This is a genomic window from Flavobacteriales bacterium, assembly GCA_016779995.1.
In the GTDB taxonomy this organism is placed as follows: Bacteria; Bacteroidota; Bacteroidia; order Flavobacteriales; family UBA7312; genus UBA8444.
Map to the genome: position 1 here is coordinate 61,054 of JADHMO010000006.1, position 24,353 is coordinate 85,406.

General features: G+C 37.4%; 24 protein-coding genes. 13 read left to right on the forward strand and 11 right to left on the reverse strand.

Annotated elements, in window-relative coordinates:
- The first annotated feature begins 6 nt into the window (after positions 1–6).
- The 7 genes from ISP71_05470 (at position 7) to ISP71_05500 (ending at position 6,889) form a co-directional block, all read left to right on the forward strand.
- Complete coding sequence (locus tag ISP71_05470; GenBank protein MBL6663538.1) at positions 7–1,338, forward strand: hypothetical protein; 1,332 nt, start codon at positions 7–9, stop codon at positions 1,336–1,338.
- A 16-nt stretch (positions 1,339–1,354) separates the two neighbouring features.
- Positions 1,355–2,695, forward strand: a complete 1,341-nt coding sequence (locus ISP71_05475) for a hypothetical protein (GenBank protein ID MBL6663539.1) — start codon at positions 1,355–1,357, stop codon at positions 2,693–2,695.
- A gap of 34 nt (positions 2,696–2,729) precedes the next feature.
- Positions 2,730–4,115, forward strand: a complete 1,386-nt coding sequence (locus ISP71_05480; protein ID MBL6663540.1) for a hypothetical protein — start codon at positions 2,730–2,732, stop codon at positions 4,113–4,115.
- Positions 4,116–4,211: 96 nt separating this feature from the next.
- Positions 4,212–5,357, forward strand: coding sequence for a cystathionine gamma-synthase (locus ISP71_05485; protein MBL6663541.1), 1,146 nt, complete (start codon positions 4,212–4,214; stop codon positions 5,355–5,357).
- Positions 5,357–6,058 carry an SDR family NAD(P)-dependent oxidoreductase gene (locus tag ISP71_05490; GenBank protein MBL6663542.1) on the forward strand — a complete coding sequence of 234 codons (702 nt, stop codon included), beginning with the start codon at positions 5,357–5,359 and terminating at the stop codon, positions 6,056–6,058. The genes ISP71_05485 and ISP71_05490 overlap by 1 nt, the downstream gene beginning before the upstream one ends.
- Before the next feature lie 301 nt (positions 6,059–6,359).
- Positions 6,360–6,584, forward strand: coding sequence for a hypothetical protein (locus ISP71_05495; GenBank protein ID MBL6663543.1), 225 nt, complete (start codon positions 6,360–6,362; stop codon positions 6,582–6,584).
- Positions 6,585–6,661: 77 nt separating this feature from the next.
- The gene (locus ISP71_05500; protein ID MBL6663544.1) at positions 6,662–6,889 is read left to right on the forward strand and encodes a hypothetical protein; all 228 of its coding nucleotides are present in this window, start codon (positions 6,662–6,664) and stop codon (positions 6,887–6,889) included.
- Between the two features lie 4 nt (positions 6,890–6,893).
- Here the strand turns inward: ISP71_05500 and polA are convergent, their stop codons facing one another.
- The gene (gene polA, locus ISP71_05505; GenBank protein ID MBL6663545.1) at positions 6,894–9,698 is read right to left on the reverse strand and encodes a DNA polymerase I; all 2,805 of its coding nucleotides are present in this window, start codon (positions 9,696–9,698) and stop codon (positions 6,894–6,896) included.
- A gap of 49 nt (positions 9,699–9,747) precedes the next feature.
- Between polA and ISP71_05510 the strand changes: the two genes are divergently transcribed.
- The gene (locus tag ISP71_05510) at positions 9,748–10,047 is read left to right on the forward strand and encodes a hypothetical protein (protein ID MBL6663546.1); all 300 of its coding nucleotides are present in this window, start codon (positions 9,748–9,750) and stop codon (positions 10,045–10,047) included.
- Here ISP71_05510 and ISP71_05515 read toward each other — a convergent pair.
- The 7 genes from ISP71_05515 to ISP71_05545 all read right to left on the reverse strand — a co-directional run bounded on the left by ISP71_05515 (position 10,044) and on the right by ISP71_05545 (position 17,001).
- Positions 10,044–10,784 carry an acyl-CoA desaturase gene (locus ISP71_05515; GenBank protein ID MBL6663547.1) on the reverse strand — a complete coding sequence of 247 codons (741 nt, stop codon included), beginning with the start codon at positions 10,782–10,784 and terminating at the stop codon, positions 10,044–10,046. The genes ISP71_05510 and ISP71_05515 overlap by 4 nt on opposite strands.
- A gap of 81 nt (positions 10,785–10,865) precedes the next feature.
- Positions 10,866–11,351, reverse strand: coding sequence for a hypothetical protein (locus ISP71_05520; protein ID MBL6663548.1), 486 nt, complete (start codon positions 11,349–11,351; stop codon positions 10,866–10,868).
- A gap of 22 nt (positions 11,352–11,373) precedes the next feature.
- Positions 11,374–11,880 carry a hypothetical protein gene (locus ISP71_05525; GenBank protein MBL6663549.1) on the reverse strand — a complete coding sequence of 169 codons (507 nt, stop codon included), beginning with the start codon at positions 11,878–11,880 and terminating at the stop codon, positions 11,374–11,376.
- Positions 11,831–13,465: a hypothetical protein gene (locus tag ISP71_05530; protein MBL6663550.1), complete on the reverse strand. Its 1,635-nt coding sequence runs from the start codon at positions 13,463–13,465 to the stop codon at positions 11,831–11,833. Before ISP71_05530 ends, ISP71_05525 begins: the two co-directional genes overlap by 50 nt.
- 117 nt (positions 13,466–13,582) lie before the next feature.
- Positions 13,583–14,557, reverse strand: coding sequence for a M28 family peptidase (locus ISP71_05535; GenBank protein MBL6663551.1), 975 nt, complete (start codon positions 14,555–14,557; stop codon positions 13,583–13,585).
- Positions 14,558–14,568: 11 nt separating this feature from the next.
- Positions 14,569–16,038, reverse strand: coding sequence for a cysteine--tRNA ligase (locus ISP71_05540; protein MBL6663552.1), 1,470 nt, complete (start codon positions 16,036–16,038; stop codon positions 14,569–14,571).
- Between the two features lie 6 nt (positions 16,039–16,044).
- Entirely contained in the window at positions 16,045–17,001 is a 957-nt protein-coding gene (locus ISP71_05545) for an NAD-dependent epimerase/dehydratase family protein (GenBank protein ID MBL6663553.1), read from the reverse strand.
- 109 nt (positions 17,002–17,110) lie between these two features.
- On the opposite strand from ISP71_05545, the gene ISP71_05550 reads away from it, so the two are divergent.
- Genes ISP71_05550 through hppD form a run of 3 tightly spaced genes read left to right on the forward strand, consistent with a single transcriptional unit; the run spans position 17,111 to position 20,537 of the window.
- Complete coding sequence (locus tag ISP71_05550) at positions 17,111–18,163, forward strand: rhodanese-related sulfurtransferase (GenBank protein MBL6663554.1); 1,053 nt, start codon at positions 17,111–17,113, stop codon at positions 18,161–18,163.
- A gap of 31 nt (positions 18,164–18,194) precedes the next feature.
- Positions 18,195–19,352, forward strand: a complete 1,158-nt coding sequence (locus tag ISP71_05555) for a homogentisate 1,2-dioxygenase (GenBank protein MBL6663555.1) — start codon at positions 18,195–18,197, stop codon at positions 19,350–19,352.
- Between the two features lie 21 nt (positions 19,353–19,373).
- Positions 19,374–20,537 (forward strand): 4-hydroxyphenylpyruvate dioxygenase, encoded by a 1,164-nt coding sequence (gene hppD, locus ISP71_05560; GenBank protein ID MBL6663556.1) that lies wholly within the window; start codon positions 19,374–19,376, stop codon positions 20,535–20,537.
- Positions 20,538–20,602: 65 nt separating this feature from the next.
- Here the strand turns inward: hppD and aspS are convergent, their stop codons facing one another.
- Positions 20,603–22,345, reverse strand: coding sequence for an aspartate--tRNA ligase (gene aspS, locus ISP71_05565; protein MBL6663557.1), 1,743 nt, complete (start codon positions 22,343–22,345; stop codon positions 20,603–20,605).
- A gap of 63 nt (positions 22,346–22,408) precedes the next feature.
- On the opposite strand from aspS, the gene ISP71_05570 reads away from it, so the two are divergent.
- Positions 22,409–22,861 (forward strand): nucleoside deaminase, encoded by a 453-nt coding sequence (locus ISP71_05570; GenBank protein MBL6663558.1) that lies wholly within the window; start codon positions 22,409–22,411, stop codon positions 22,859–22,861.
- Between the two features lie 24 nt (positions 22,862–22,885).
- Entirely contained in the window at positions 22,886–23,299 is a 414-nt protein-coding gene (locus tag ISP71_05575) for a BrxA/BrxB family bacilliredoxin (GenBank protein MBL6663559.1), read from the forward strand.
- A gap of 3 nt (positions 23,300–23,302) precedes the next feature.
- Here ISP71_05575 and gatC read toward each other — a convergent pair whose 3' ends face one another.
- A complete protein-coding gene (gatC, locus tag ISP71_05580; protein ID MBL6663560.1) occupies positions 23,303–23,593 on the reverse strand; it encodes an Asp-tRNA(Asn)/Glu-tRNA(Gln) amidotransferase subunit GatC in 291 nt (96 codons plus the stop codon).
- On the reverse strand, positions 23,583–24,314 hold the full coding sequence (locus tag ISP71_05585) for a 1-acyl-sn-glycerol-3-phosphate acyltransferase (GenBank protein ID MBL6663561.1): 732 nt from the start codon (positions 24,312–24,314) through the stop codon (positions 23,583–23,585). The genes gatC and ISP71_05585 overlap by 11 nt, the downstream gene beginning before the upstream one ends.
- Positions 24,315–24,353: the final 39 nt, after the last annotated feature.

The window sequence follows — 24,353 nt, forward strand, 5'->3', positions numbered from 1 at the left end:
CTAGCTATGAAAAATTCATTATACTCTTTTTTTATAATTCTGACTATAATATTTATTTCGATACAAAGTAATGCTCAGTTATCACAAAATGCGCCTAACTTGACATTCACTGATTTAGAGGGTGTTACACATAATTTACATGATTATTTAGATCAGGGGTTTAAGGTAATACTAGAATATTCATACAAAAGTTGTTATCCTTGTGAGCGTTGGGCGTTGGATGTTGGGCACCCTTTATGGCAAGAACATGGCCCCAATGGAGATAATACTATTCGTATGTTTTATGTAGATCCAAAGCCAGAAACGGACGAATATGTAGCTCAATATACTCAAGAGTGGGATATTCAATACCCTGTTATTAATATAAACTCACCTTATTCGGAGTACCCAGCAATTTATTTTCCTCGCTTGTATTTCTTTTGTCCTGACAAATCGTATTTGGTAAACATTTCTAATTCTAAGAATGCTGTAAATTACTACCTTAGTCTATGTGATGGACACGACTATACCAATAATATTCAATTGTACTCTGCTGACATACCTAATTCTTCTACTGTTTGCGGAGCAAATACATTTAGCTATTCTCCAAGAATTGAATTAATAAAAACGGACTACATGTTATTTGACTCTAACTCTAGTCTTTTTGACCAGCCTTACGATGTTCAAATATTTGTCAATGGGGTGTATCATTCTACACAAACTTTGGATCCAACTGCAGATGGTTCTTATAATAGTTCAGGTGATAGTGATTCTTTTTTAGATCCTATCACAGTTTCTTATAACGATGAGGTGACTTTTGTCATTGATTTTGAGGGAGACAACTACCCTCAAGATGATACGCTGACGGTCGTAATGCCAGCTTCGTCTGACACGCCTCCTACTGCAAGTCATAATAAATTCAAAATTGATGCTGGTGATGGCTTAGAGTATACCATAAGAAATTCTGATTACGAAGTCGTTAAAGAAGGGATAGGCTCTTCTTCTGAATTTGAATTGCAAGCAGGAAGTTGTTACAGTATAGTCTTTAAATATGTACAACATTATGAGGGAGCACTAAAAAATAATGTAACAGGGGAGAATGTGATTGCTTTCCAACAAGGAGATTTTACACATGATTATTTTTCACCTGTACTTTTCTTTAATGTGATTAGTACAGTAGATATTAAGGAAGATACTTTTAATAGTGCTGCAAAAGACAGCTATTTCCTTAACCTTTTGGGTAAACGCTTATCAGAGACAAAAATAGAAGACTTACCTAAGGGTGTTTATTTACAACTTACCGAATACGAAAACGGTGAAGTTCGAGCTAAAAAAGTAACTCAAAATCATAAATATTAATTTAATAAACAGAACCATGAAAAATTTTTTACGAATCCTTTTTATATTATTGTTCGTAACTCTTTACGGGACAACTAATATTCAAGCACAACAAGGTGACGCTACCGATATTACCTTTACAGATTTGGACGGCAACACCTACAATCTTTTCAACCTAACTTCTTCGGGTTATAGGGTAATTTTAAATTTTGCTTCAGTTTCGTGTGGCCCTTGTCAACATTGGGCTGAAAATGTAGGCGAAGCACTTTGGCAAGAGTATGGTCCCAATGGCGACAACAGTCTGCGTATATTTCACATAGATTATAAACCTAGAACTGACGAAACTGTCTCTGAATATATAGATGATTGGGAAATTACCTATCCTGTTGTGAATTTGCAATCAATACCTGATGGTTACAATCATACCGACGATTTTTCTCCACGTTTCTACATTTGTACAGATAATAAGTATTTTTTCACTGGTGGTGGCGGTTATAGTGCGTCTTTTTCAATGTTATATTCATATTATTTCCTCGACATATTGTGTGAAGGCTATGACTTGAATAAAGATGTACAGATTCTAGAACTTGGACTCCCCACGCCAAAAACGTTATGTGAATCGACACCTCTTTACTATAGCCCTAGAATATATATCAATCGATTAGGAGATGCATTACTTAATGTTCAGCCTGATACTCCGTTTTATTATCCTTATGATATTGAGATATTTATAAATGGAGAATACCATTCTACTCAAACGCATGACCCAGCTGCAGATGGTTCTTATAATTCTGGATTCGATGAAACCTTTTTAGATCCTATACCTGTCAATTTTAATGATAAAGTGTTGGTGAAGATTGATTTTCCGGGAGATAATTTCCCTTATAATGATACAATGTCTGTTATCATACCATCTTATGTTAGCACCCCAACTTCTACTACTACTAAATTATCAGCACAGACATGTTCAGATTACTCATTTCAAGTTTATGATTCTAATGGCGCGCTAATACATTCTGCTATTGGTTATTCGGAGTTTGAGTTAGAGGCAAATAGTTGTTATCAAATTAATTTCTCAAATATTCAACAGTGCGCTGGTGTTTTGAAAGATTTTGCTACAGGTGAGGAATTGATATACATGGATGCAGGAGAATATGCTGGCTATACTTCACCCGGTTTCTATTTTAATGTCATTAGCACTTCAGATATAGAAGAAAGTTCTATTAATAGTGCTATTAAAGATAGCTACTTCCTCAATCTCTTGGGAAAACGTCTATCAGCGACAAATTTAGAGGATTTACCTAAGGGTGTTTATCTACACCTTACCGAATATGAAAACGGTAAAGTACAAACTAAAAAAGTAACTCCAATTTGGTAATAACTAAAAATAAGTAACATAAATCATAAATGAAATGAAAAGTCTTAAAACACTATTTAAAGCGGTATTCTTACTAGGCTTTATTTTCTCATCACGTCTCAGCGCTCAAGTAAATGAAGCTCAAGATAAAACCTTTACTGACCTGTCAGGAGTGACTCATAATTTGTTCACTTATCTTGATTCTGGTTATATAGTTATGATAGATTTTTCTTTCATAGGTTGTGGTTCATGTGAGTATTGGGCTAAAGAAATAGGTTCTGACTTATGGCAAACTCATGGTCCTGATGGTGATAATACGTTAAGAATGTTTCATATTGATTATGAACCAGAACTGGATTTCGTGCTTAGTGATTATGTTGATGAACTCGGCATAGAGTATCCTGTTGTAAATATTCAAGAACAATGGCCAGAATATCCTGTAGCCGGAGGACCAACATGTTATTGGATTTGCCCAAACAGAACACTCAATAAATCAATAGGATATACCTACCCAGATTCTGAAATTTCGGCAAACATATTGTATTACAATTGCATGGGTATTGATTTAACGGAGAATATTAGTCTTCTTAAAGCTACTCCAGCTTCCTCTAGTACATTGTGTAGCAGTGATGGTTTATATTATTATGAGCCTGAATTGTTATTGATGCATAACGACTTATTAGATGCTGCAGAGCCAGACCCTAACTCAGATGATTGGTTCAATATTTCTGCTATTGATACTATTTATCAAGTTGAGGTATTTAGAAATGGAACTTTTGTATCCACTCAAAACGTAAATCCAAATTCAGATGGTTCAATTAACAAATACGATAGCCCCATATTAGACCCCATAGATGTATCACCTAACGATGAAATAACCCTAGTTTGTCATTATCCTGACGACACTCAGGCGTTTGATGACACTATTAGGGTAACGATACCAGCAGAAGTCATAAATCCTACATCAACGACATCAGATATACACATTATTGGTCATAATAATCTAAGTTATCAGATTAAAAATTCAAATGGAGATTCCATTTGTAGTGGCAATGGTAATAGTCAATTTACGCTAACTAATGGGGATTGCTATAAAATCCGATTTTTCAATTCACATACTTATGATGGTAGTTTATCCGATGGCAACCAAAATATTTTGATTTCTTTTGAAGCAGGAGAATATAATGTGGCGGGTGATCCTTTTGGTGCGCCAATTTATTTTTATGCTTCACCATGGTTCTATTTTAATGTTGACGGGCAATCCAATACAGATGTCAATGATTCATGGAATAAATTAAATACGCACTTAATATCTACTGAATATTTTGATGTTTTAGGAAAAAAACATCAACTTACTAGCCAACTAAAGAAAGGGGTTTATGTTGAGTTGAAACGTTATGCTAATGGTATGGTAAAAAGCCGAAAAATCTGTATTCAATAAATTAGATTAAACACAGTATTATAAAAAAGAGGGGTATTTCCCCTCTTTTTTTTGTGTCTAATTGTGTAACTTAGCGACATAAATTTTATACAATAAATGAAGTTCAACACCAAAGTTATTCATGCAGGATTAGAGCCTGACCCATCTACAGGAGCAATAATGACTCCTATTTATCAAACCTCGACCTATGTTCAGGCTAGTCCTGGCAATCATCAAGGCTTTGAATATTCTAGAACAGGAAACCCTACCCGAGCCGCTTTGGAAAATAATTTGGCAGCTCTTGAAAATGCCAAGTACGGTCTATGTTTTGGTAGTGGTCTGGCAGCTATTGATGCCGTAATAAAACTGCTAAATCCTGGTGATGAAGTGGTATCTACCAACGATTTATATGGTGGCACATACCGTATCTTTACTAAGATATTTGAAAACTATGGTATTAAATTTCATTTCATTGGCATGGAAAATGCCGATAAAATAGCTGACTATATCAACGATAAGACCAAGCTCATTTGGGTGGAAACTCCAACCAACCCTATGCTAAATATCATTGACATAGAAGCCGTTGCCAAAGTTGCCAAAGCTCACAGTATTTTGTTGGGTGTAGATAATACCTTTGCTTCGCCATATCTTCAAAATCCTATAGACATGGGGGCTGACATTGTTATGCATTCAGTTACCAAGTATTTAGGCGGTCATTCTGACGTGGTAATGGGTGCCTTAATGCTTAATGACGATGCTCTAGCCGAGCGTCTCTACTTCATACAAAACAGTTGTGGTGCTGTGCCAGGGCCTATGGATAGTTTCCTTGTTTTAAGAGGGATAAAAACCTTACATCTTAGAATACAACGTCATTGTGAAAATGGAAAAGCTATTGCTCACTTTCTAGCAGCTCACCCTAAAGTAGATAAGGTCTATTGGCCCGGATTTGAAAGCCACCCCAACCATGAAATTGCCAAGAAACAAATGAAAGATTTTGGAGGTATGTTGTCCTTTTCACTAGTTGGCAACCGATTAGAAGATGCCTTTAAAGTGGTATCCTCTACTCATTATTTTACTTTAGCGGAGTCTTTAGGTGGTGTAGAATCCTTGTGTGGTCACCCAGCGAGTATGACTCATGCGGCTATTCCAAAAGAAGAAAGAGAAAAAACAGGCGTTGTAGATTCTCTTATCAGACTTAGTGTCGGTGTCGAAGACATTGAAGATTTAAAATCGGATCTTGAACAAGCATTAAACCAATTATAATGGACGTATTTTATATAACGGGAGCGAGTAGTGGAATAGGTGAGGCAATAGCGGAATTATTATTAGAAAACACCAATAATATGGTCATAGGTATTGCCCGATCAAGAACCATACAACACGATAGATACCAACACCACTACATTGACTTATCCCAGCCTTGGACAGATAAAATATTCAAACCCCATTCTTTTAATGCCGGTAAAGTGGTCCTTATCAATAATGCAGGTTCAATAGGCCCTATAAAACCACTTAATTTACATGAAGAAGAAGAAATTTCTGAAAATTTCTTTTTGAATATTTCTGCGCCAAGTATATTATGTAATCAGTTTATTTCTTGCTTTGAAAATAGTAAATCGGAGTGCATTGTTCTGAACATAAGTTCTGGAGCAGGCAAACACCCCATACATTCTTGGAGCACCTATTGTGCCTCAAAAGCTGCTTTGGATATGTTGTCTCAAGTTCTGCAATTAGAATACCCTAAGTTTAAAATATATTCTGTTGCCCCTGGTATTGTAGATACTGCGATGCAGGAGGAGATAAGAGAAGCCGATATAACAGACTTTCCTGAAGTTGACCGTTTCATATCTTACAAAGAAGAGGGTGAACTAGCTTCTGCCGAGATAGTTGCCCAAAAGTATGTTGATTTCCTAAATACTTGTTCCAAACACAAAGATGTACTGTATTCTGTACGTGATTTGTAATTTTTGCTTATTTTGATACAAAAACAGCATCTATTTAGATGTAATTAACTGTAAATCAATTTATTAAAATACCCTAAGTTTTTAAACATTGCACTGTTAGTAATGAAAAATATTACTATAAAAATTTAAGGACAATCAATATTGTAAGCAACTGTAAATCAGATGATTATCTAAAAAGAGGTGTCAAAAAAACCTTTTTTTTACTTATTTCTTTCATTTTGACACTTGTGTATCAAATAACTTGACATATATCATTCAGCCTTATATGTTTGTTGCCATTATTAATCAAATTTTTTAAAAAATGGATAAAGTATTTAAATACTTCGGTGATTTTTTTACGGGTTTAACTGCATTAGTTCTTACCTTATTAGGTTTAGGTGTAGCTGTTGAAATTCTTTTTGGCTCTGGCGCGATGTTCGGAGTAACAGTTATTGAGAACGTAACTAACGTATTAGGTTCTTTAGCTGGTTCTGGATTTGCTGGATTTTTAGCTATCTTGATTTTATTTTCTTTACTAAAGAAATAAGATGACCTATAAATAAATTAAAAAAGCTCGTCATATTGACGGGCTTTTTTTAACTTTAATCTTTAAATACGGACAGAATGAAAGATTTATTAGAAAGAATAAAGGGCTTAGCTAGCGAACTAACATCCTTTTCTATAGTTATCTTGTGCTTGGGTATTACCGTTCAACTTATCATTGGCGAACCTTTATTTGGTTGGAATGTAGTAGGTAATATTTCTAAAGCTATCGGCTCTATGGGTCAAAGTAGTTTTATTGGTGTTGCAGCACTTTTGGTGTTGTACTCTATTTATAAAAACAAGAAATAAAATCTTAATGGGCTTCTAGCCAATTAAGACCTTGTCCTACTTCCACATCCAAAGGAACGCTTAATGAGACGGCTTGTTCCATCTTATCCTTAATTAGGCTTTTGAGAATATCTATTTCGCTTTTATGTACGTCAAATACCAATTCATCGTGCACTTGTAACAACATCTTAGACTTAAAGTCTTGTCCTTTAAAAGCTTCATGGACGTGTATCATTGCCATTTTAATAATATCTGCTGCTGAGCCTTGTATAGGAGCATTAATGGCATTACGTTCAGCATAGCCTCTTACTACGGCGTTTCTGGAGTTGATATCATTCAGCATTCGCTTTCTTCCCATTATGGTTTCTACAAAGCCTTTTTCTCGGGCTTGTTCAATGCTTAAATCCATATAGTCTTTTACTTTGGGGTATTGCATGAAGTAATTGTCAATAATTTCTTTAGCCTGACCTCTATTAATACCCAAACGTTGAGCTAAGCCAAATGCCGATATGCCATAAATAATACCAAAGTTGACCATTTTAGCGTGTGAACGCTGTTCTCTAGATACTTTTTCTAATTCGACCTGATATACTTTAGCTGCCGTGGCGGCGTGTATATCTTCTCCATTTTGAAAAGCGGACAACATACCCTCATCTTGCGAAAGGTGAGCCATAAGACGTAATTCAATTTGAGAGTAATCGGCAGCCAATAAGGTAAAGTCTTCACTTCTAGGGACAAAGGCTTTGCGCACTTCTCGACCTTTTTCACTTCTTATTGGTATGTTTTGTAAGTTGGGGTTTACCGAACTTAATCGACCCGTAGCAGCTACTGCCTGTTGATAAGTCGTGTGAATACGGTGTGTATCGGCATCTGCCAACTCTGGCAAGGCATCGACATAGGTAGATTTTAGCTTTTGTAACTGACGGAACTCTAAAATATCGTCAATAATGGCATGTTTACCTTTCAGCTTTAGTAGTGTATCTTCTGAAGTAGAATACTGTCCAGTCTTTGTTTTCTTGGGCTTATCCACTAATTTCATATGCTCAAAGAGGATTTGTCCCAACTGCTTGGGCGAGGCTAAATTAAAGGGTGTCCCCGCTAATTGTTGTACATTATCGTTTAACTCAACAATTTTTTGATCCAACTCCTTTGAGAAGTCTGCTAATGCATCGATATCAATTTTAATGCCTTCCATTTCCATAGCTGATAGCACTGGAATTAAAGGCATTTCTATTTTCTTAAACACCTCAAAGGTTTTGCTACCCTCTAATTTTCTGTGAAAAATTTCTTTTAACTGAAAAGTAATGTCAGCATCTTCACAGGCGTATGGGCAAAGCTGTTCTAAAGGTGCTTGACGCATACTGAGCTGGTTTTTTCCTTTCTTTCCTATTAAAGTCTCTATAGAAATGGGCGAATAGTTGAGATAATTTTGTGCCAATACGTCCATGTTGTGTCGTTGGTCAGGCTCTAGCAAGTAATGTGCTAACATGGTATCAAAAATAGGAGCTTTGATGTGCACACCGTATTTAGCGAGAATCTTATAATCGTACTTTAAATTTTGGGCAACTTTCTCTATTTCTGTATGTTCAAAAAAGTCTTTAAACTCATTGACTATTGCTTGTTCTTGACCTTCTGCTATGTGAACGTAATAGGCTTCATTTTTTCGATAAGAAAATGACATGCCAATAATATCCGCTTTAAGAGGATTTAAGCCAGTAGTTTCTGTGTCAAAACACACCGATTGTTGTTGTAATAGCTGTTCTAATAGAGCAGCCCTTTGTTCACTATTTTCTACTAAAGTGTAGTTGGTTTTTAGGTCTTCAATTGTTTGAAAGGACGGGGCAGGAGGAGTGTCATCAACCCCTATGGCAAATAAATCCATTTGCCCATCATTAGTGTTTGTTTTTTGAATGGTATCGCTGTCGCTTTTTTCCACCTTCTCTGGTATTTCACTTTGACCCAAAAGGCGTTTAGCGAGATTTCTGAATTCTAATTCTTCGAAAAGGGCTTGTACTTTTTCGGTATCGAATTTTTTGACGGCTAAAGCGGTTTCATCAATTTCTACTGGAGCATCTAATAAAATGGTGGCTAATCGTTTGGATAAAATACCTTGTTCTTTATGGGCTTGTATCTTTTCTCCCAATTTACCTTTGACTAGATGAGCATTTTCCAATAAGCCTTCCATATTGCCATACTCGGCCAATAGCTTTTTAGCAGTTTTCTCACCAACACCCGGTAAGCCTGGAATGTTATCTACGGCATCGCCCATCATACCTAAGAAATCAATGACTTGAGAAACGTCTTGTATTTCAAACTTGTTAAGCACTTCTTGTACGCCCCACGTTTCGGTAGGTTTCCATTTGTTGCCGGGTCGATAGAGCAATATATTTTCTGAAACCAACTGAGCAAAATCTTTATCAGGCGTCATCATGTAGGTTATAAAACCTTGCTTTTCGGCTTTTTTAGCTAATGTTCCTATCACATCATCCGCTTCGTAGCCATCGGCGTATAGTTTAGAGATATTAAAGGCCTCAAGTAACTGGTCGATGTAGGGTAACGCTACGGATATACCCTCAGGCATAGCCTCTCTATTGGCTTTGTATTCGCTGTATTCTTCATGCCTAACCGTAGCGGTGGGGGTGTCAAAAACAACAGCTATATGAGTAGGGTTTTCTTTTTTAATGACTTCTACTAAACTATTTATAAAGCCAAGTACGGCAGACGTTTCAAGACCTTTGGAGTTGATGCGAGGATTTTTGCTGAATGCAAAGTAAGAACGATAGATTAGCGCAAAGGCATCAATAAGAAACAGTTTTTTGACTTGTGCCATAATGGAATTGTTTTGCTGCAAGATACGAGATTATGCTTATTTTTGTAAAATGAAACGCTTAATCTTATCGGTTTTTTTCTGTATTTCTTTACTCTCTTGCGCACAAGACCAACCATTGGTTAGTATGGAGGGTTGGTGGACGATGAGTGAAGGTCAGCATTTTTTTGAAGATGAAGAAAATGTGGCTGTTCGCTTTGTAGGAGAAGACCTTTGGGGTATGGACGAATACTATTCTGAGCTAGTGCCAGAAATGGGCTTGCCTGTTCAAGTGATTATTACTGCCAAAATGAATGGCGAGGTACTTGAAATTTATTCTTTAGAAATTGCTCCTGAAGGTTGTGACGATTAGCTGCGTAATGCTACCGGATTAATGCGTATCAGTCCAACCCAGTCCATAATTCTCATAATGGGGTAAATGGGGTCAATCTCATACCATTTTCTAGCAAAATTAGCCATGCCACCTTCAGCGTGATGGTTGTTGTGATAGCCTTCACCAAGCATAAAAATATCAAATGGCATAAGGTTTTTGGAGGTATCATCGACCTCGTAGTTGGTGTATCCAAACTTATGAGCAAACCAATTGACAATAGTTCCGTGAATAGGTCCCATTACGATGTGCATGGGTATAAATAAATACATCCACCAAGCTGTAGCGAAAGTGTAGTAAAACCAAATGTAGAATAAAGACCAAAGGACTTTAACCAATAAAGAACCTGCCATCTTATCGAACCATTTCCAGTCGGGTAAATTTTTGGTAATGGCTTCTTTGACTTTGATAGCACCGCTTTGAATACCAGCGAATTTATGGTAGGTTTTTACCATTAGACTAACGAAGTTTTTAGAAAACAATGGCGAATGTGGGTCTTCTTCTTTATCGGCATGTTCGTGGTGAAGTCGGTGTAAAATACCGTAAACTTTTGGGCTCATATAGGAGGAGCCTTGAGCGATAAAAGAAAAGAGAAAAAAGAATTTTTCTACCCATTTAGGCATAGTAAACATTTGATGTGCCGAATAGCGATGGTGAAAAAAGGATTGTGCAAAGAGAGATAAATACCAGTGTGCTACGATGAATAAAAAAATTTCCATATCAAAAAAATATAAAGGGTTTGTTTTTCAAAGGAACAAAGGTCGGTATAAATATGCAATCCAAAAAACGACTATGGCTTTTTATTTGTTGGGATTTGGATTGAGCTCAAAACACCATTGCTTATTTATATGGTGACCCTTTAAGAAATTAGGCGATAAAAGGCCAGCGACACCAAAACTTACGCCAGGAACTATGTAAACATAGATTACCTGAACAGCTCCACCTGTTATAGGGTACAAAATAAGGCCACCACTAATAAGGCCACCGCCTATGCAAGCGAATGCTCCATGAATAAAGGCGAGTGCTAAAGGGTCACGTTTAATTTTCACTATTTGGGATAATGCAAGGGTGTCTTTTTTGATAAAGATAGTACTATCATTGAGAATTATATAACGCCCTTTGATTTTTTTGCCATTAGTAGTTTTAAGGTGGATACGCTTACCTTCTTTTATAGCCTTTTCTATACCTGACTTTTCATTTTTAAGCAGTAAGTACCCTTGAGAAAAGGAGAGATTAGAAAAGAGTAAGCCCAATACAATCAAGCAAAAGAATTTATTTATTGACATTTTTTATTCATATGTGTTTTGTTTATTCATCAATATGACCAAAGTCGCTTTCTTTTATTTCAAATAAAATATAGTCAAATATGTAGGCTGAGTCAGTATTGCCCTTTTGCCAAGAATAATAATTAAAAAAATGATGTTCGTTAGAAGAACCTTCATTAAAGCCCTCGCGCGTCCATTGAATTGTTAAGCTGTCTTTTATTTTGACTTGACAGATTAACTCTGGATCTTCAAAAAGTGTCTCAATAGGGTCAAAGTCTTCGTCATCACACAATCCGCTAAGAGTTGCATAATCAAAAGTACTGTATGGGTGGATAGGGTAAAACTTTGCAATTTCATTTTCTCGAAATCCAATCATCAAAGTATTATTAGTAGAATTTTTAACAAGTACATCATGGCCAGTAGCCATACAATCCCAAGAGAAAAGGTCACAAGCATACAAGTTACACACTACAGCTACCACTACTAAATAGAGAATTATTTTATTGCCAATCGAAGTAATTGTTCCAGGCATTTTCCACTTGTGTATCATAAGTTGTTTTGTTTTTTATTTGTTGTTTCATTTTTACGGTAGTGTTGGTGCTAGGAGTCAAGCAACTGTTTAGGATAAGAATGTTAATGCCCGAAATATTATCCACGTCTTTTAAAAAGCCAGGGTTAAACCAATCTTGATTTTTATGCCTATTTCTAAACCAACTCCAATAACCAGATATTGTTGTTCCTCTATAAGGATAGTAATTGTAATATTCGCTTCTTACTAATAAAGCCCCAATGTAGTTGCCCCACATTTCACCTACCCCACAGTAACCGGCATTTTTTCCCGTGCCGTCTCCATAAGCTCCGTAAGTTATTATGTAGTTGATGTACTTTACCCAATAAGCACTACCTACTCTCGACCAATGGCTGGCGTGAGCACATTCGTGAAAAACTAATTCGTATAATTTGTCACTTTCTATTGATGTATTAAAAGCAAACGTTAAATCTGGTAGTGCAAAACGTAACAAATTTGCAAGATGATTAACACCAATGGTTAATGGGAAAATTTTTAAAAAAAATGTAGCTACTTGTGAGTTGGTTGTAAATCCATAATATCCATACGTTCTTTTTAACATCGGAGCAGAGCCCATATATCCATCACTCATATGAGATATCCAAATTCTTAAATTGGAAGGGGGGTAGCTTATTCCTAAGTTCCAACAGTGGTAAAAATAGCGGTCCACGGCATTGTTAACAGTGGCGTACTTCCAAAAATGAGTGTCGCTTTTGTAAAACGTTCTGGAGTAGCCGTACTTGCTTTTCCAACCGGCATAAAAGGTTGCTGGGTTGGCAAAAGCCCAATTACCCCAAACTTTAAAGCCTCTTTGGTTTTGAAATATAACGGTATAGTGGGGTTTGTAGCGGAACCATTTGTTGCTTTTGTAATAGCCACTGGTATTGGTGTATTTATAGCTGTATTTTACAAAGCGATGCATTCTCACTTTTACCTTCCTTACACCAACTATCCCTTTCTCAGTATTATTTACTCTGATATAGCCCTTAGGGTATTGCTTGGAGGGGAGCCCCAAATTTAGTCGGGTATTATCATTTTCTTCAGCATCTAAGTTGTTCGTCAGTTTGTACGCTTGGTATTCCAAACGAGCATAAAAATCATCGTTTCTAGCTCCATCGGCTCTGGTATCATCGGGAATATAGCATTTGTCTAAAATATCATAATCAATACCTGTTGAAAAAAGGTAGTCGATAGGTACTGCAGTGTACTGGTAGGTGGGTTGGTCGTCTGGCACCTCTGGATCGTGGTAGTTTATTAGGCTTTCATCAAATTCTACATCCAGTGGAAAATTGAACAATTCGATGGTACTATCGGCAGATAACAATTCAAACTCGTGCATATTTTGTGGTTTGAATTTGACGTAATAGTGGGTCGGTTCTAATTGATAGGCACTATCCTCAGAGGTTCTGGCTAATTGTAAATAGGCCTTTTGCATAACCTCTAAAGAGTAGGGGTTTTCTAATTTTTTCAAAGGATTTGAAGTTGCTTGAGGTTCATTTATTAAAGGTTCTTTTTGACAGCCAATAACAAATAAAATAGCAAGAAGTAGGTAATTTATTGTTTTCATAACTTAAGGATTAGCATATCAAAGCTAAAAAAAAATGATTGATTTGCTAATCAACAACATTAATAAAACGTTAAATTTTAATTTACTATGGATTAAGCTTTTATAAGCTTGTGAAGATTATTCCTTATAAACAACAGATGTAACGGTTTGACCAACAGCTTTTAAGGTGTTTTTATCGATATTCCCCATATCGTCACCGTGGGTATGCCAATGCTTATTAAAGCCTGTTGCGGTATTGTTATCGTACTCAATAATGTCTATGGTAGGAATGTTTGCTAGTGTATTCACAAAGTAATGGTCGTCAATAATTTGTGGTGTGGGTTGGTACACAAAATAACTGCCATAGCCTAGTCGGTGCGCTTCTGACCATACCTTTTTAAGGATACGTTGAGCATAAGTTCTAGACAAACCCTCGTGGGTAAAACGTGCATCTTTAGCAGCCACCATATCTAACAATATACCGTATTGAGCATAATAATCAGTAGTGTGTGGGTTGTTGCCCCAATACTGAGAGCCGATACACCAACTAGACGTCATACTTGAACCATCACCATTTGGATTGCCATAATCTTCGGCATCGAATAAAATGATGTCAACACCAATACGACTTTCTTGTTGTGATAATAACCTCGCCAATTCTATCAGCACACCGACACCACTACCCCCATCGTTAGCACCTAGTATAGGTTCGTTTTGTCGTTCTACATCATAATCGGCAACGTGGCGTGTGTCCCAATGGGCACATAACAATATTCGGTTGTTCTTTTCAGGACTAAAAGAGGCAATGATATTCCTCAAGGTATGCGATTTGCCATCGTAAGTTTTGATGGGGCTGTTTTGCTCTTGTACATGAGGGGTATAGGTTTTTAGCTTTTCTACCAAAAAATCACCGCATTGTTGCCAACCTTTACTGCTCACAAAACGAGGGCCAAAATCGACCTGTTGTTGTATGTATAGATAGGCACTATCGGCATTGAAGTCAGGTACTACAACAGCTTCTTTTACTGGCTTTTTTAAAGATTGTGTGGGTTTATTGTCAGAACATGCCCACAAAAATATAAGGCATACCAAATAGAGGGGTAATTGTTTCATCGTTATTTGCATTAATTTTTCACTTCCCAAGAACTACCATCACTTCCGTCACGGACTTCTATGTTTAGCTTTTTCAGTTCATCTCGAATAAGGTCTGCACTCGTCCAATCTTTATTGGCTTTGGCATTTCCTCTTAGCTGAAGAATGATGTTCATTACCTCTTTGGTCAAGTCATTGCCTTTGGTATCTTGGTCTTCTTGTAAGCCTAAAATATTGAATACAAAGGTGTCAAATAATTGATTGAGTTGTTGTATGTCTTCTTTTGTAAGTTGTTCGTCACCTGCTTTTGCTGAATTGACAATACGTACGGCTTCAAATAAATGAGCAATAAGAATAGGCGTATTGAAATCGTCATTCATAGCTTTGTAGCACTTTTCTTCTAAGGCTTTGATATCTACAGTGCTTTCGGCACTTGCCTTTAGACTTTGCAATGTAGTTGTGGCATTCAACAGTTTACTCATGCCTTTTTCGGCAGCCTGTAAAGCATCGTTTGAAAAGTCCAATGGACTACGATAGTGTGCTTGTAAAATAAAAAAGCGTACTGTCATGGGGTGGTAGGCACGTTCTAATAAATCGTGGCTACCACTAAAAAATTCTTCAAGGTTGATGAAGTTGCCCAAGGACTTGCCCATCTTTTGTCCATTGATGGTAATCATATTATTGTGCATCCAATATTTTGCGGGGTCACATTTGTTACAAGCGTTAGATTGGGCTATTTCTGCTTCGTGATGTGGAAAGACTAAGTCCATACCACCACCGTGAATATCAAAGGTATCGCCTAAGTATTTGCTGCTCATAGCCGAACACTCTAAGTGCCAACCTGGAAAGCCATCTCCCCAAGGTGAGGGCCAACGCATAATGTGTTCTGGAGAGGCCTTTTTCCATATAGCAAAATCTACAGGACTTTTCTTTTCGCTTTGTCCTTCTAGAGCTCTTGTATTTTCTAAAGTATCTTCTAAGTTTCTGCCTGAAAGTTTCCCATATGGGAAATCCTCATTGTATTTGTTGACATCTAAATAAACCGAGCCATTGACTTCATAAGCATAGCCGTTGTTAAGAATGGATTTAACCATCTCAATTTGTTCAATAATATGTCCTGTTGCTCGTGGTTCTATAGAAGGAGGCAAACAATTTAAAGCCTCTACTGCCTTATGGTATTTGATGGTATAAAACTGCACCACCTCCATAGGCTCTAGTTGTTCTAATCGTGCTTTTTTAGCAATTTTATCTTCCCCTTCATCGGCATCGTCTACCAAGTGTCCTGCATCGGTAATGTTTCGCACATATCTCACTTTAAGCCCTAAATGCTGAAGGTAGCGAAAGACAACGTCGAAAGTTATAGATGGTCTAGCGTGTCCCAAGTGCGGTTCGCCATAAACGGTTGGTCCACAGACGTACATACCTACGTGACTAGCAAGTAAAGGGGTAAAGACTTCTTTTTGACGACTAAGCGTATTATAAATGTGTAAATCCAAACTCATTTTGGGTTATTCGGTAATTAGTGTTTCAATGTTCTTCAGCATATCCGAAGTCATTTCTTGCAAATTAACGGAACTTTTCCAATTCCAATCCTTTAAAGCTACAGAATCATCAATATTTTGCGGCCAACTGTCAGCAATAGCTTGTCGGTAGTCGCTTTTGTAATGCATTTCAAATTCTGGAATATGCTTTTTTATCTCTTGGGCCAACTCTTTTGGGCTAAAACTCAAACCAGCAATATTGTATGAAGAACGTATTTTAATATGCTCTGCTTCTGCGTCCATAATTTCTAAGGTTGCTCGAATAGCATCGTTCATATACATCATCGGTAGTGTGGTGTTTTCGCTTAAAAAACTCGTATAGCTTTTGTTTTTTATAGCCTCGTGAAAAATATGAACGGCATAATCGGTTGTGCCACCACCCGGTTGTGATTTCCATCCTATAAGTCCAGGGTATCGAACACTTCTCACATCAATATTAAACTTTTGATGGTAGTATTCACACCATCGTTCCCCTGCTAATTTACTGATACCATAAACCGTGTTAGGTTCCATTATGGTACGCTGAGGGGTCATGATACGTGGCGTTGTTGGTCCAAAAACAGCAATTGAACTGGGCCAAAAAATCTTTTTAATGTGTTTCTCTTTAGCAAGGTCTAAAACGTGAGAAAGGGAGCGCATATTCAAACTCCAACCCAATTCTATATTTTGTTCGGCGGTTGCCGAAAGCAAAGCTGCCAAAAGATAAACTTGAGTCACTTGATATTTTTTGACGATTTCAAACAACAATTTTTTATCCATTATATCTAGCACCTCGAAAGGACCAGATTGTAAATTATCGTCCGATTTTATTGGTCGAATATCTGAGGCAATGACATTGGAGTTGCCGTAAGTAAGTCTGAGAGTACTTACCAATTCTGTACCGATTTGGCCAGAAGAACCGATTACTAATATGGTGTCTTTCATGTGGAGCTTAAAATATTTTACAAATATAGCATTTAGTGCATACCTATGACTCAAATCATCTTTCATTTCCTATTTCTTTGTGTACCTTTGGCGAAAGAAAATTTGCTTAATGGATCCGAATGCACATAAGAAAGGTTTGCGTAACAAGCTGAGCAAGGAACAAGCCCTAAAGAAGCTAGAATCTGAGAAGTTTTTCAGAAAAACGCTTTCTTTTTATCGCTATGTTATCCTAGATAGTCCCGAGCAGTTTAGAGATAAATTGTTTAAAGATTGGGGCGACTTAGATTGTTTAGGAAGGATTTATGTTGCTAGAGAAGGTATAAATGCCCAAATGAATGTGCCTGAGCACCATTGGGAACAATTTATTGCGACACTGAACAAGTATGAGGAGTTTAAACATATTCCCCTCAAAATTGCTGTTGAAGATGATGGTAAATCGTTTTATAAACTCACCATTAAAGTAAGGGAACAAATTGTGGCGGATGGTTTGCCTATTGACGAATACGACGTGACGAATGTTGGTCAGCACCTTGATGCTAAACAGTGGAATGATGCCATAGAACAAGGAGCGATAGTCGTGGATATGCGAAATCACTACGAAAGTGAAATTGGACATTTTGAAAATGCTATCTGCCCACAATCGGAGACCTTTAGAGAAGAATTGCCTGAAGTAAAAGATATGTTGAAAGGGCAAGAGGATAAAAAAGTTTTGCTGTATTGTACTGGTGGTATTCGTTGCGAAAAGACTTCAGCATACCTCAAGCATCACGGCTTTAAAGATGTCAATCAATTGCATGGAGGAATCATTGATTATGCACGACAGTTAGATGAAAATGAGGACTTAGACAATAAATTTAAAGGTAAAAACTTTGTTTTTGATGAGCGTTTGTCTGAACGCATAAGTAACGATATAATTAGCAGTTGCCATCAGTGTGGTGAGCCTTCGGATACACACGTCAATTGCAACAATGTCAATTGTAACTTATTGTTTATTCAATGCGATAGTTGTCAAGAAAAACATCAGCAATGTTGTTCTTCAGATTGTTTAGATATCATTCAATTACCTCAAGAAGAACAACAGAAATTGCGTCAAGGAATAGAAAATAAAAAGCGTTTTCATAGCCATCAAAAAGTGGATTTATCAAAAGCTTTTAAAAAATAATTTTTTTTATAACTTACTAAAAAATTAAACTATGCCATTTTATCACAAATTAGGGAAGATACCCCACAAAAGACATACCGTTTTTTCTAAACCAGAAGGCGGCATGTATTATGAGCAATTATTTGGGACAGTCGGCTTTGACGGTATGTCTTCTTTACTATACCATACTCACCGACCGACAATGGTTAAAGACATCATAGGAGCAAAAGATATTAGCCCCAAAATTGCAGTTGAAAAAAACCTGAAGTCACTAAGTTTGAAAGGCTTTAATGTAAAGCCTACTGCCGACTATTTAGAAAGTAGAATCGCTGTACTTATTAACAACGATTGTCACATTTCATTGGCTGCACCTCAGCAATCTATGACGGATTATTTTTATAAAAATGCCGATTGCGATGAGATGGTATTCGTTCACAAAGGAACAGGAACTTTACGCACCATCGTAGGTAACCTAAAGTACGGGCCTGGCGATTATCTGATGATACCTCGAGGTATGATATACGCCTTTCAATTCGACACTGAAGACAACCGACTTTTCATTGTTGAGTCAACCAGTCCAATGTATACGCCAAAGCGTTATCGTAACTGGTTTGGTCAGTTGTTAGAGCATTCTCCTTTTTGTGAGCGTGATTTACGTCAGCCTCAAGATTTAGAAACTCACGATGAATTGGGTGACTTTACTATGATGATAAAAAAGGAAGGGATGTTACACGAATACGTTTACGCTTCGCATCCTTTTGATGTTATTGGATGGGACGGTTACAATTACCCTTATGCTTTTTCAATTCATGATTTTGAGCCTATAACTGGTCGAGTACATCAACCACCACCAGTCCATCAAACTTTTGAGGCTGCTGGTTTTGTAGTGTGTTCTTTCTGCCCTAGACTTTACGATTACCACCCTGAGGCTATACCAGCACCTTATAACCATTCGAATATTGATTCGGATGAGGTCTTGTATTATGTCGATGGTGACTTCATGAGTAGAAATCATATAGAACAAGGGCAAATCACTTTACACCCTGCCGGTATTCCTCACGGGCCACACCCAGGGGCAGCGGAGCGCAGTATCGGACAGACCGAAACAGAAGAACTGGCTGTAATGGTGGATACCTTTAAACCCCTAAAAGTAACTCAAGCAGCTATGGATTTAATAGACGGAGATTATCATCAATCTTGGTTGGACTAATAATTTATAAAACTTACAATTATGTCAGCAGATATTAAAAATTTAAAAAACCTTCAAAACACAGAATACAGTTTAAAAAAGTTGTTCGATGATGCAGAAGATTTCTTACCCTTACTCGGAACAGATTATGTGGAGTTGTATGTGGGTAATGCCAAGCAGTCGGCTCATTTTTACAAAACAGCCTTTGGCTTTCAGTCAGAAGCTTATGCTGGACTGGAAACAGGGGTAAAAGACCGTGTTTCTTATGTTTTAAAACAAGACAAAATACGATTGGTATTGACTACACCACTTACTGAAGGCGGGCCCATTAATGAACACATTAATAAGCACGGTGATGGCGTAAAGGTTGTTGCACTATGGGTAGAAGATGCTACTAAGGCTTGGGAAGAAACGACTAAGCGTGGTGCAAAGTCTTTTATGGAACCGACTGCTGAAGAAGACGACTTCGGCAAAGTGATTCGTTCTGGTATTCATACTTATGGCGAAACAGTACACATCTTTGTAGAAAGAAAAGCCTATGATGGTGCCTTTTTACCGGGCTATAAAAAATGGGAAAGCCATTATAATCCAGCTCCTACAGGACTGAAATTCATTGATCATATGGTCGGTAATGTTGATTGGGATGAGATGAATACTTGGTGTGAGTTTTATGCCAAAGTGATGGGCTTCGCACAAATCATTTCTTTCGATGATAAGGATATCTCTACCGATTATACGGCACTCATGAGTAAAGTTATGAGTAATGGTAACGGACGTATTAAATTCCCGATTAACGAACCTGCTGAAGGTAAGAAGAAATCACAAATCGAAGAGTATATTGATTTTTATAATGGGCCAGGTGTTCAGCACATTGCTGTAGCTACCGATGATATTGTTGCTACTGTTTCGGCTATGCGTGACAGAGGGGTAGAGTTTTTGTATGTCCCTGACAATTACTACGATGACTTACTAGAAAGAGTAGGAGACATCGATGAAGATGTTGAAATTCTTAAGCAACACGGTATTCTTATAGATAGAGACGATGAGGGTTATTTGTTACAACTGTTTACTAAGCCTGTTGTGGATAGACCTACTATGTTCTTCGAAATCATTCAACGTAAAGGAGCTCAATCCTTTGGTAAAGGAAATTTCAAAGCTTTATTCGAGGCCATAGAAAGAGAACAAGGGAATAGAGGAACCTTATAAACCTCTGAATTCAAAGAATTAAAAAAGCCCCAATTTGGGGCTTTTTTTGCACATAAAATTTGATGTTATTTTAATTTTATATTCAGCTCGTCTAGTTGGGCATTATCAATTTTTGATGGAGCATCTATCATAACGTCTCTTCCTGAGTTATTTTTTGGGAAAGCGATGAAGTCTCTAATACTTTCTTGACCACCAAAAAGCGAGCATAGTCTGTCAAAACCAAAGGCAATACCTCCGTGTGGTGGTGCGCCATATTCAAAGGCATTCATCAAAAATCCAAATTGGTCTTTGGCTTCTTCTTCCGTAAAGCCTAAGTGCTGAAACATTAATCGCTGTAATTCTTTGTCGTGAATACGGATAGAACCGCCGCCCAATTCTGTGCCATTCATGACCAAATCATAAGCATTGGCACGTACTGCACCTGGGTCACTCTCTAGCTTATCAATGTCGTGAGGTTTTGGCGAAGTGAAAGGGTGATGCATAGCGTGATAGCGTTCGCTTTCTTCGTCCCATTCTAATAATGGGAAATCGACTACCCAAAGCGGTGCGAATTCATCGGGCTTTCTTAGTCCCAACTGTTCAGCAACTTGCAAACGCAATTCGTTCATTTGTTTACGTAACTTATCGGTTTCACCAGACAATAAAAACATTAAGTCACCAGGCTCGGCATTCATTTTCTCTGCCCACTTGGCTAGGTCTTCTTGACTGAAAAATTTATCTACTGAAGATTTAAAAGTACCATCGGCATTGTATTTGCAATAGATAAGCCCTTTGGCACCAATTTGTGGTCGTTTTACATAGTCCGTCATAGCGTCCAATTGCTTACGACTCCATTCGGCACAACCTTTAGCACAAATACCAAGCACTAATTCGGCACTATCAAATACTACAAAATTATTTTGCTGAGTGACCCCATTCATTTCATTGAAGGTCATTTCAAAACGTATATCTGGCTTATCTGAACCGTATAGACGCATAGCATCGTCATAGGTCATTCTAGGAAACTTTTCTAGTTCAACGCCTTTTATTTCTTTCAAGAGGTGACGCGTTAAACCTTCAAACATATTGAGGATATCTTCTTGCTCAATGAAAGACATTTCGCAGTCTATCTGTGTAAATTCAGGCTGTCTGTCGGCTCTCAAATCTTCATCTCTAAAGCATTTTACGATTTGATAGTATTTGTCAATACCTCCGACCATAAGCAATTGCTTAAAGGTTTGGGGGGACTGAGGAAGGGCATAAAACTGACCTTCGTTCATACGAGATGGCACAATAAAATCACGCGCTCCTTCAGGGGTAGATTTGATGAGGTAGGGGGTTTCTACTTCGATAAAATCTTGAGAGTCAAGATACTTTCTCGTTTCTGTAGAAAGTCGGTGTCTGAGTACAAGATTTTCTCTGACGGGATTTCTACGAATATCTAAATAACGGTACTGCATACGTAAGTCATCACCGCCATCGGTTTTATCTTCAATTGTAAACGGTGGCGTTTTGGCACTATTTAGTATGTTTAACTCTTGCACTTCTATTTCTATATCACCAGTAGGGATATTTTTATTTTTGCTAGAGCGTTCGATGACTTTACCACGAACCTGAATCACATATTCACGACCTAATTTTCTAGCTTGTAGGCACAAATCGGATTCCGTATCCATATTAAACGCCAGTTGAGTGATACCGTATCTATCTCTCAAATCGACAAAGGTCATTCCTCCTAAATCTCTAGTCTTTTGTACCCAGCCGCTAAGGGTTACTTCTTCTCCAATATGTCCCTGACGTAAATCGCCGCAATGATGTGTTCTTAACATTATAGTTGTTTTACAAAGCGTCAAAATTACGATAATTTTGAATTAAAAAGCTACTTTTGCTAGATGTTACAAGACCATTCTGACGACTATTTTATGAAAAAGGCTTTGGCAGAAGCTCAAAAAGCCAAAGAATTAGATGAAGTACCAGTAGGTGCGGTAGTTGTTTGTGATAATCAAATTATTGCACGAGCTCATAATTTTACCGAGCGTCTCAATGATGTTACGGCTCATGCCGAGATGCAAGCGTTTACTGCTGCTGCCGATTATTTAGGGGGCAAGTATTTGAATGAATGCACTCTTTATGTGACTTTAGAGCCATGCGTAATGTGTGCTGGAGCGTCTTATTGGACTCAGCTCAAAAAGATAGTTTTTGGGGCAAGTGATGAAAAACGAGGGTTTAGAGCGATGGCGGGACAGGTATTACACCCCAAGACAGAGCTAGTAGGTGGTGTAATGGAACAAGAGTGTAGCGAAATAATTCGTGATTTCTTTGTTAGTAAACGCCAACTGAAGTAATTTTGCACCTCTAAATAAAAAATTATGTATCCAGAAGAAATTTGTACTCCTATGCGCTTAGATTTGACCGAAGCAGGTTTTGAAGAAATGCGCAACGCTCAAGAAGTAGAGGCTGTTCTCTCCGAAAAGAGCGGCTCTGTCTTAGTTATGATAAATTCGGTATGCGGTTGCGCTGCTGGTAATGCTCGTCCGGCTGTTAAGATGGCGGCAAAACACAGCAAAGTGCCTAATAAATTAACGACTGTCTTTGCAGGACAAGACAAAGAGGCGGTAGCTAAAGTTAGAGATTACTGTTTGCCTTATCCTCCATCTTCGCCATCAATAGCTTTATTCAAAGATGGTGAGTTGGTTCACTTTATAGAAAGACATCATATAGAAGGTCGTCCAGCAGAAATGATAGCTGAAAACCTCATGCAGGCTTTTGACGAAAACTGTTAAGGGCTACTTTTTTAATACCGTAGGCACTTTGAAATAATCCGAGTCTTTATCCGGAGCATTTTTAAGTGCCTTTTCTTTAGGCAGATGTTCAGCGACTTTATCTTCCCTCAGCTTATTGACTTCCTCATTGATATAGACTAAAGGTTCGATATCATCGGTATTCAGAGTATTTAACTCATCGACAAAGGCTAAGATTTTATTTAAATCTTGTTCCATTTTGTTTTTTGCTTCTTGGCTGAAATCTAGCTGACTGAGTTTAGCTAGTTTTTCAATTAGTGTTTGGTCAATTTTCATATCGAATCAATTCCTTTTCAATGGTGTTAAATACTTTATTTTTTAGGTCTTCTATGCTGTAAGTCGAGCAATTGTCAATGGGTTGATGAATGGTTATTCTAGCCCTTTGCGGTTTTCCTTTCATGTACTGAACGGGAAAAATATGCTTGTTGTCGGCAAAGGTAATAGGAATTATGCTAACATTCTGTTCTACTGCCAACCTAAAAGGGCCATTTTTGAATTTTCCTAAGCGTAAACTTTCTTTTACAATGCCGCCCTCAGGAAAAATAACCATATTCTGTCCGTCTTTTATCTTTTGTCCAGCTTGTTCAAAAGCAGCATACGAATTTCTCAAACTTGCTCGATTGACCAAAACATTAAAGCGTTTGTAATAGTAGCCAAAGATGGGGTATTTGCTGATAGAGTCTTTACCAATGAATGCGATGGGCTTTTTACTCAAAAAAAACATCATTGGAATATCAATCGTTGAGGTGTGATTGCTACAAAACAGATATTGTTTTTTAGGGTCTAGCTTATATTCTTTGTTGACTTTTGGAAATATACCACTGGCATACATCATGAATTTACTGATACGGTGTAAAAAGAAATAAAGGACAGGGTAAAACTTAGGACTTAGCGTCATGAAAATAGTAATCGGCAATAGGATAAGAAAGGGTATGGCAAAGCATAGTGCAAACCATAATCGCCACAATAAGCTGAGTATCCCTTTTATTATCTTCATAAGAGCAAACAAAAATAGCTAATTAGATGGCATATTTAC

Excerpts from the sequence above, each read along its gene's own strand:
- ISP71_05520 (MBL6663548.1), bottom strand. The coding sequence starts at position 11,351 with ATGTCAATAAATAAATTCTTTTGCTTGATTGTATTGGGCTTACTCTTT.
- ISP71_05480 (MBL6663540.1), top strand. The coding sequence starts at position 2,730 with ATGAAAAGTCTTAAAACACTATTTAAAGCGGTATTCTTACTAGGCTTT.
- ISP71_05570 (MBL6663558.1), top strand. The coding sequence starts at position 22,409 with ATGTTACAAGACCATTCTGACGACTATTTTATGAAAAAGGCTTTGGCA.
- hppD (MBL6663556.1), top strand. The coding sequence starts at position 19,374 with ATGTCAGCAGATATTAAAAATTTAAAAAACCTTCAAAACACAGAATAC.
- gatC (MBL6663560.1), bottom strand. The coding sequence starts at position 23,593 with ATGAAAATTGACCAAACACTAATTGAAAAACTAGCTAAACTCAGTCAG.
- ISP71_05550 (MBL6663554.1), top strand. The coding sequence starts at position 17,111 with ATGGATCCGAATGCACATAAGAAAGGTTTGCGTAACAAGCTGAGCAAG.
- ISP71_05470 (MBL6663538.1), top strand. The coding sequence starts at position 7 with ATGAAAAATTCATTATACTCTTTTTTTATAATTCTGACTATAATATTT.
- ISP71_05545 (MBL6663553.1), bottom strand. The coding sequence starts at position 17,001 with ATGAAAGACACCATATTAGTAATCGGTTCTTCTGGCCAAATCGGTACA.
- ISP71_05500 (MBL6663544.1), top strand. The coding sequence starts at position 6,662 with ATGAAAGATTTATTAGAAAGAATAAAGGGCTTAGCTAGCGAACTAACA.
- aspS (MBL6663557.1), bottom strand. The coding sequence starts at position 22,345 with ATGTTAAGAACACATCATTGCGGCGATTTACGTCAGGGACATATTGGA.
- ISP71_05585 (MBL6663561.1), bottom strand. The coding sequence starts at position 24,314 with ATGAAGATAATAAAAGGGATACTCAGCTTATTGTGGCGATTATGGTTT.
- ISP71_05575 (MBL6663559.1), top strand. The coding sequence starts at position 22,886 with ATGTATCCAGAAGAAATTTGTACTCCTATGCGCTTAGATTTGACCGAA.
- ISP71_05510 (MBL6663546.1), top strand. The coding sequence starts at position 9,748 with ATGAAACGCTTAATCTTATCGGTTTTTTTCTGTATTTCTTTACTCTCT.
- ISP71_05555 (MBL6663555.1), top strand. The coding sequence starts at position 18,195 with ATGCCATTTTATCACAAATTAGGGAAGATACCCCACAAAAGACATACC.
- ISP71_05530 (MBL6663550.1), bottom strand. The coding sequence starts at position 13,465 with ATGAAAACAATAAATTACCTACTTCTTGCTATTTTATTTGTTATTGGC.
- ISP71_05490 (MBL6663542.1), top strand. The coding sequence starts at position 5,357 with ATGGACGTATTTTATATAACGGGAGCGAGTAGTGGAATAGGTGAGGCA.
- ISP71_05475 (MBL6663539.1), top strand. The coding sequence starts at position 1,355 with ATGAAAAATTTTTTACGAATCCTTTTTATATTATTGTTCGTAACTCTT.
- ISP71_05485 (MBL6663541.1), top strand. The coding sequence starts at position 4,212 with ATGAAGTTCAACACCAAAGTTATTCATGCAGGATTAGAGCCTGACCCA.
- ISP71_05515 (MBL6663547.1), bottom strand. The coding sequence starts at position 10,784 with ATGGAAATTTTTTTATTCATCGTAGCACACTGGTATTTATCTCTCTTT.
- ISP71_05495 (MBL6663543.1), top strand. The coding sequence starts at position 6,360 with ATGGATAAAGTATTTAAATACTTCGGTGATTTTTTTACGGGTTTAACT.
- ISP71_05535 (MBL6663551.1), bottom strand. The coding sequence starts at position 14,557 with ATGAAACAATTACCCCTCTATTTGGTATGCCTTATATTTTTGTGGGCA.
- ISP71_05540 (MBL6663552.1), bottom strand. The coding sequence starts at position 16,038 with ATGAGTTTGGATTTACACATTTATAATACGCTTAGTCGTCAAAAAGAA.
- ISP71_05525 (MBL6663549.1), bottom strand. The coding sequence starts at position 11,880 with ATGATACACAAGTGGAAAATGCCTGGAACAATTACTTCGATTGGCAAT.
- polA (MBL6663545.1), bottom strand. The coding sequence starts at position 9,698 with ATGGCACAAGTCAAAAAACTGTTTCTTATTGATGCCTTTGCGCTAATC.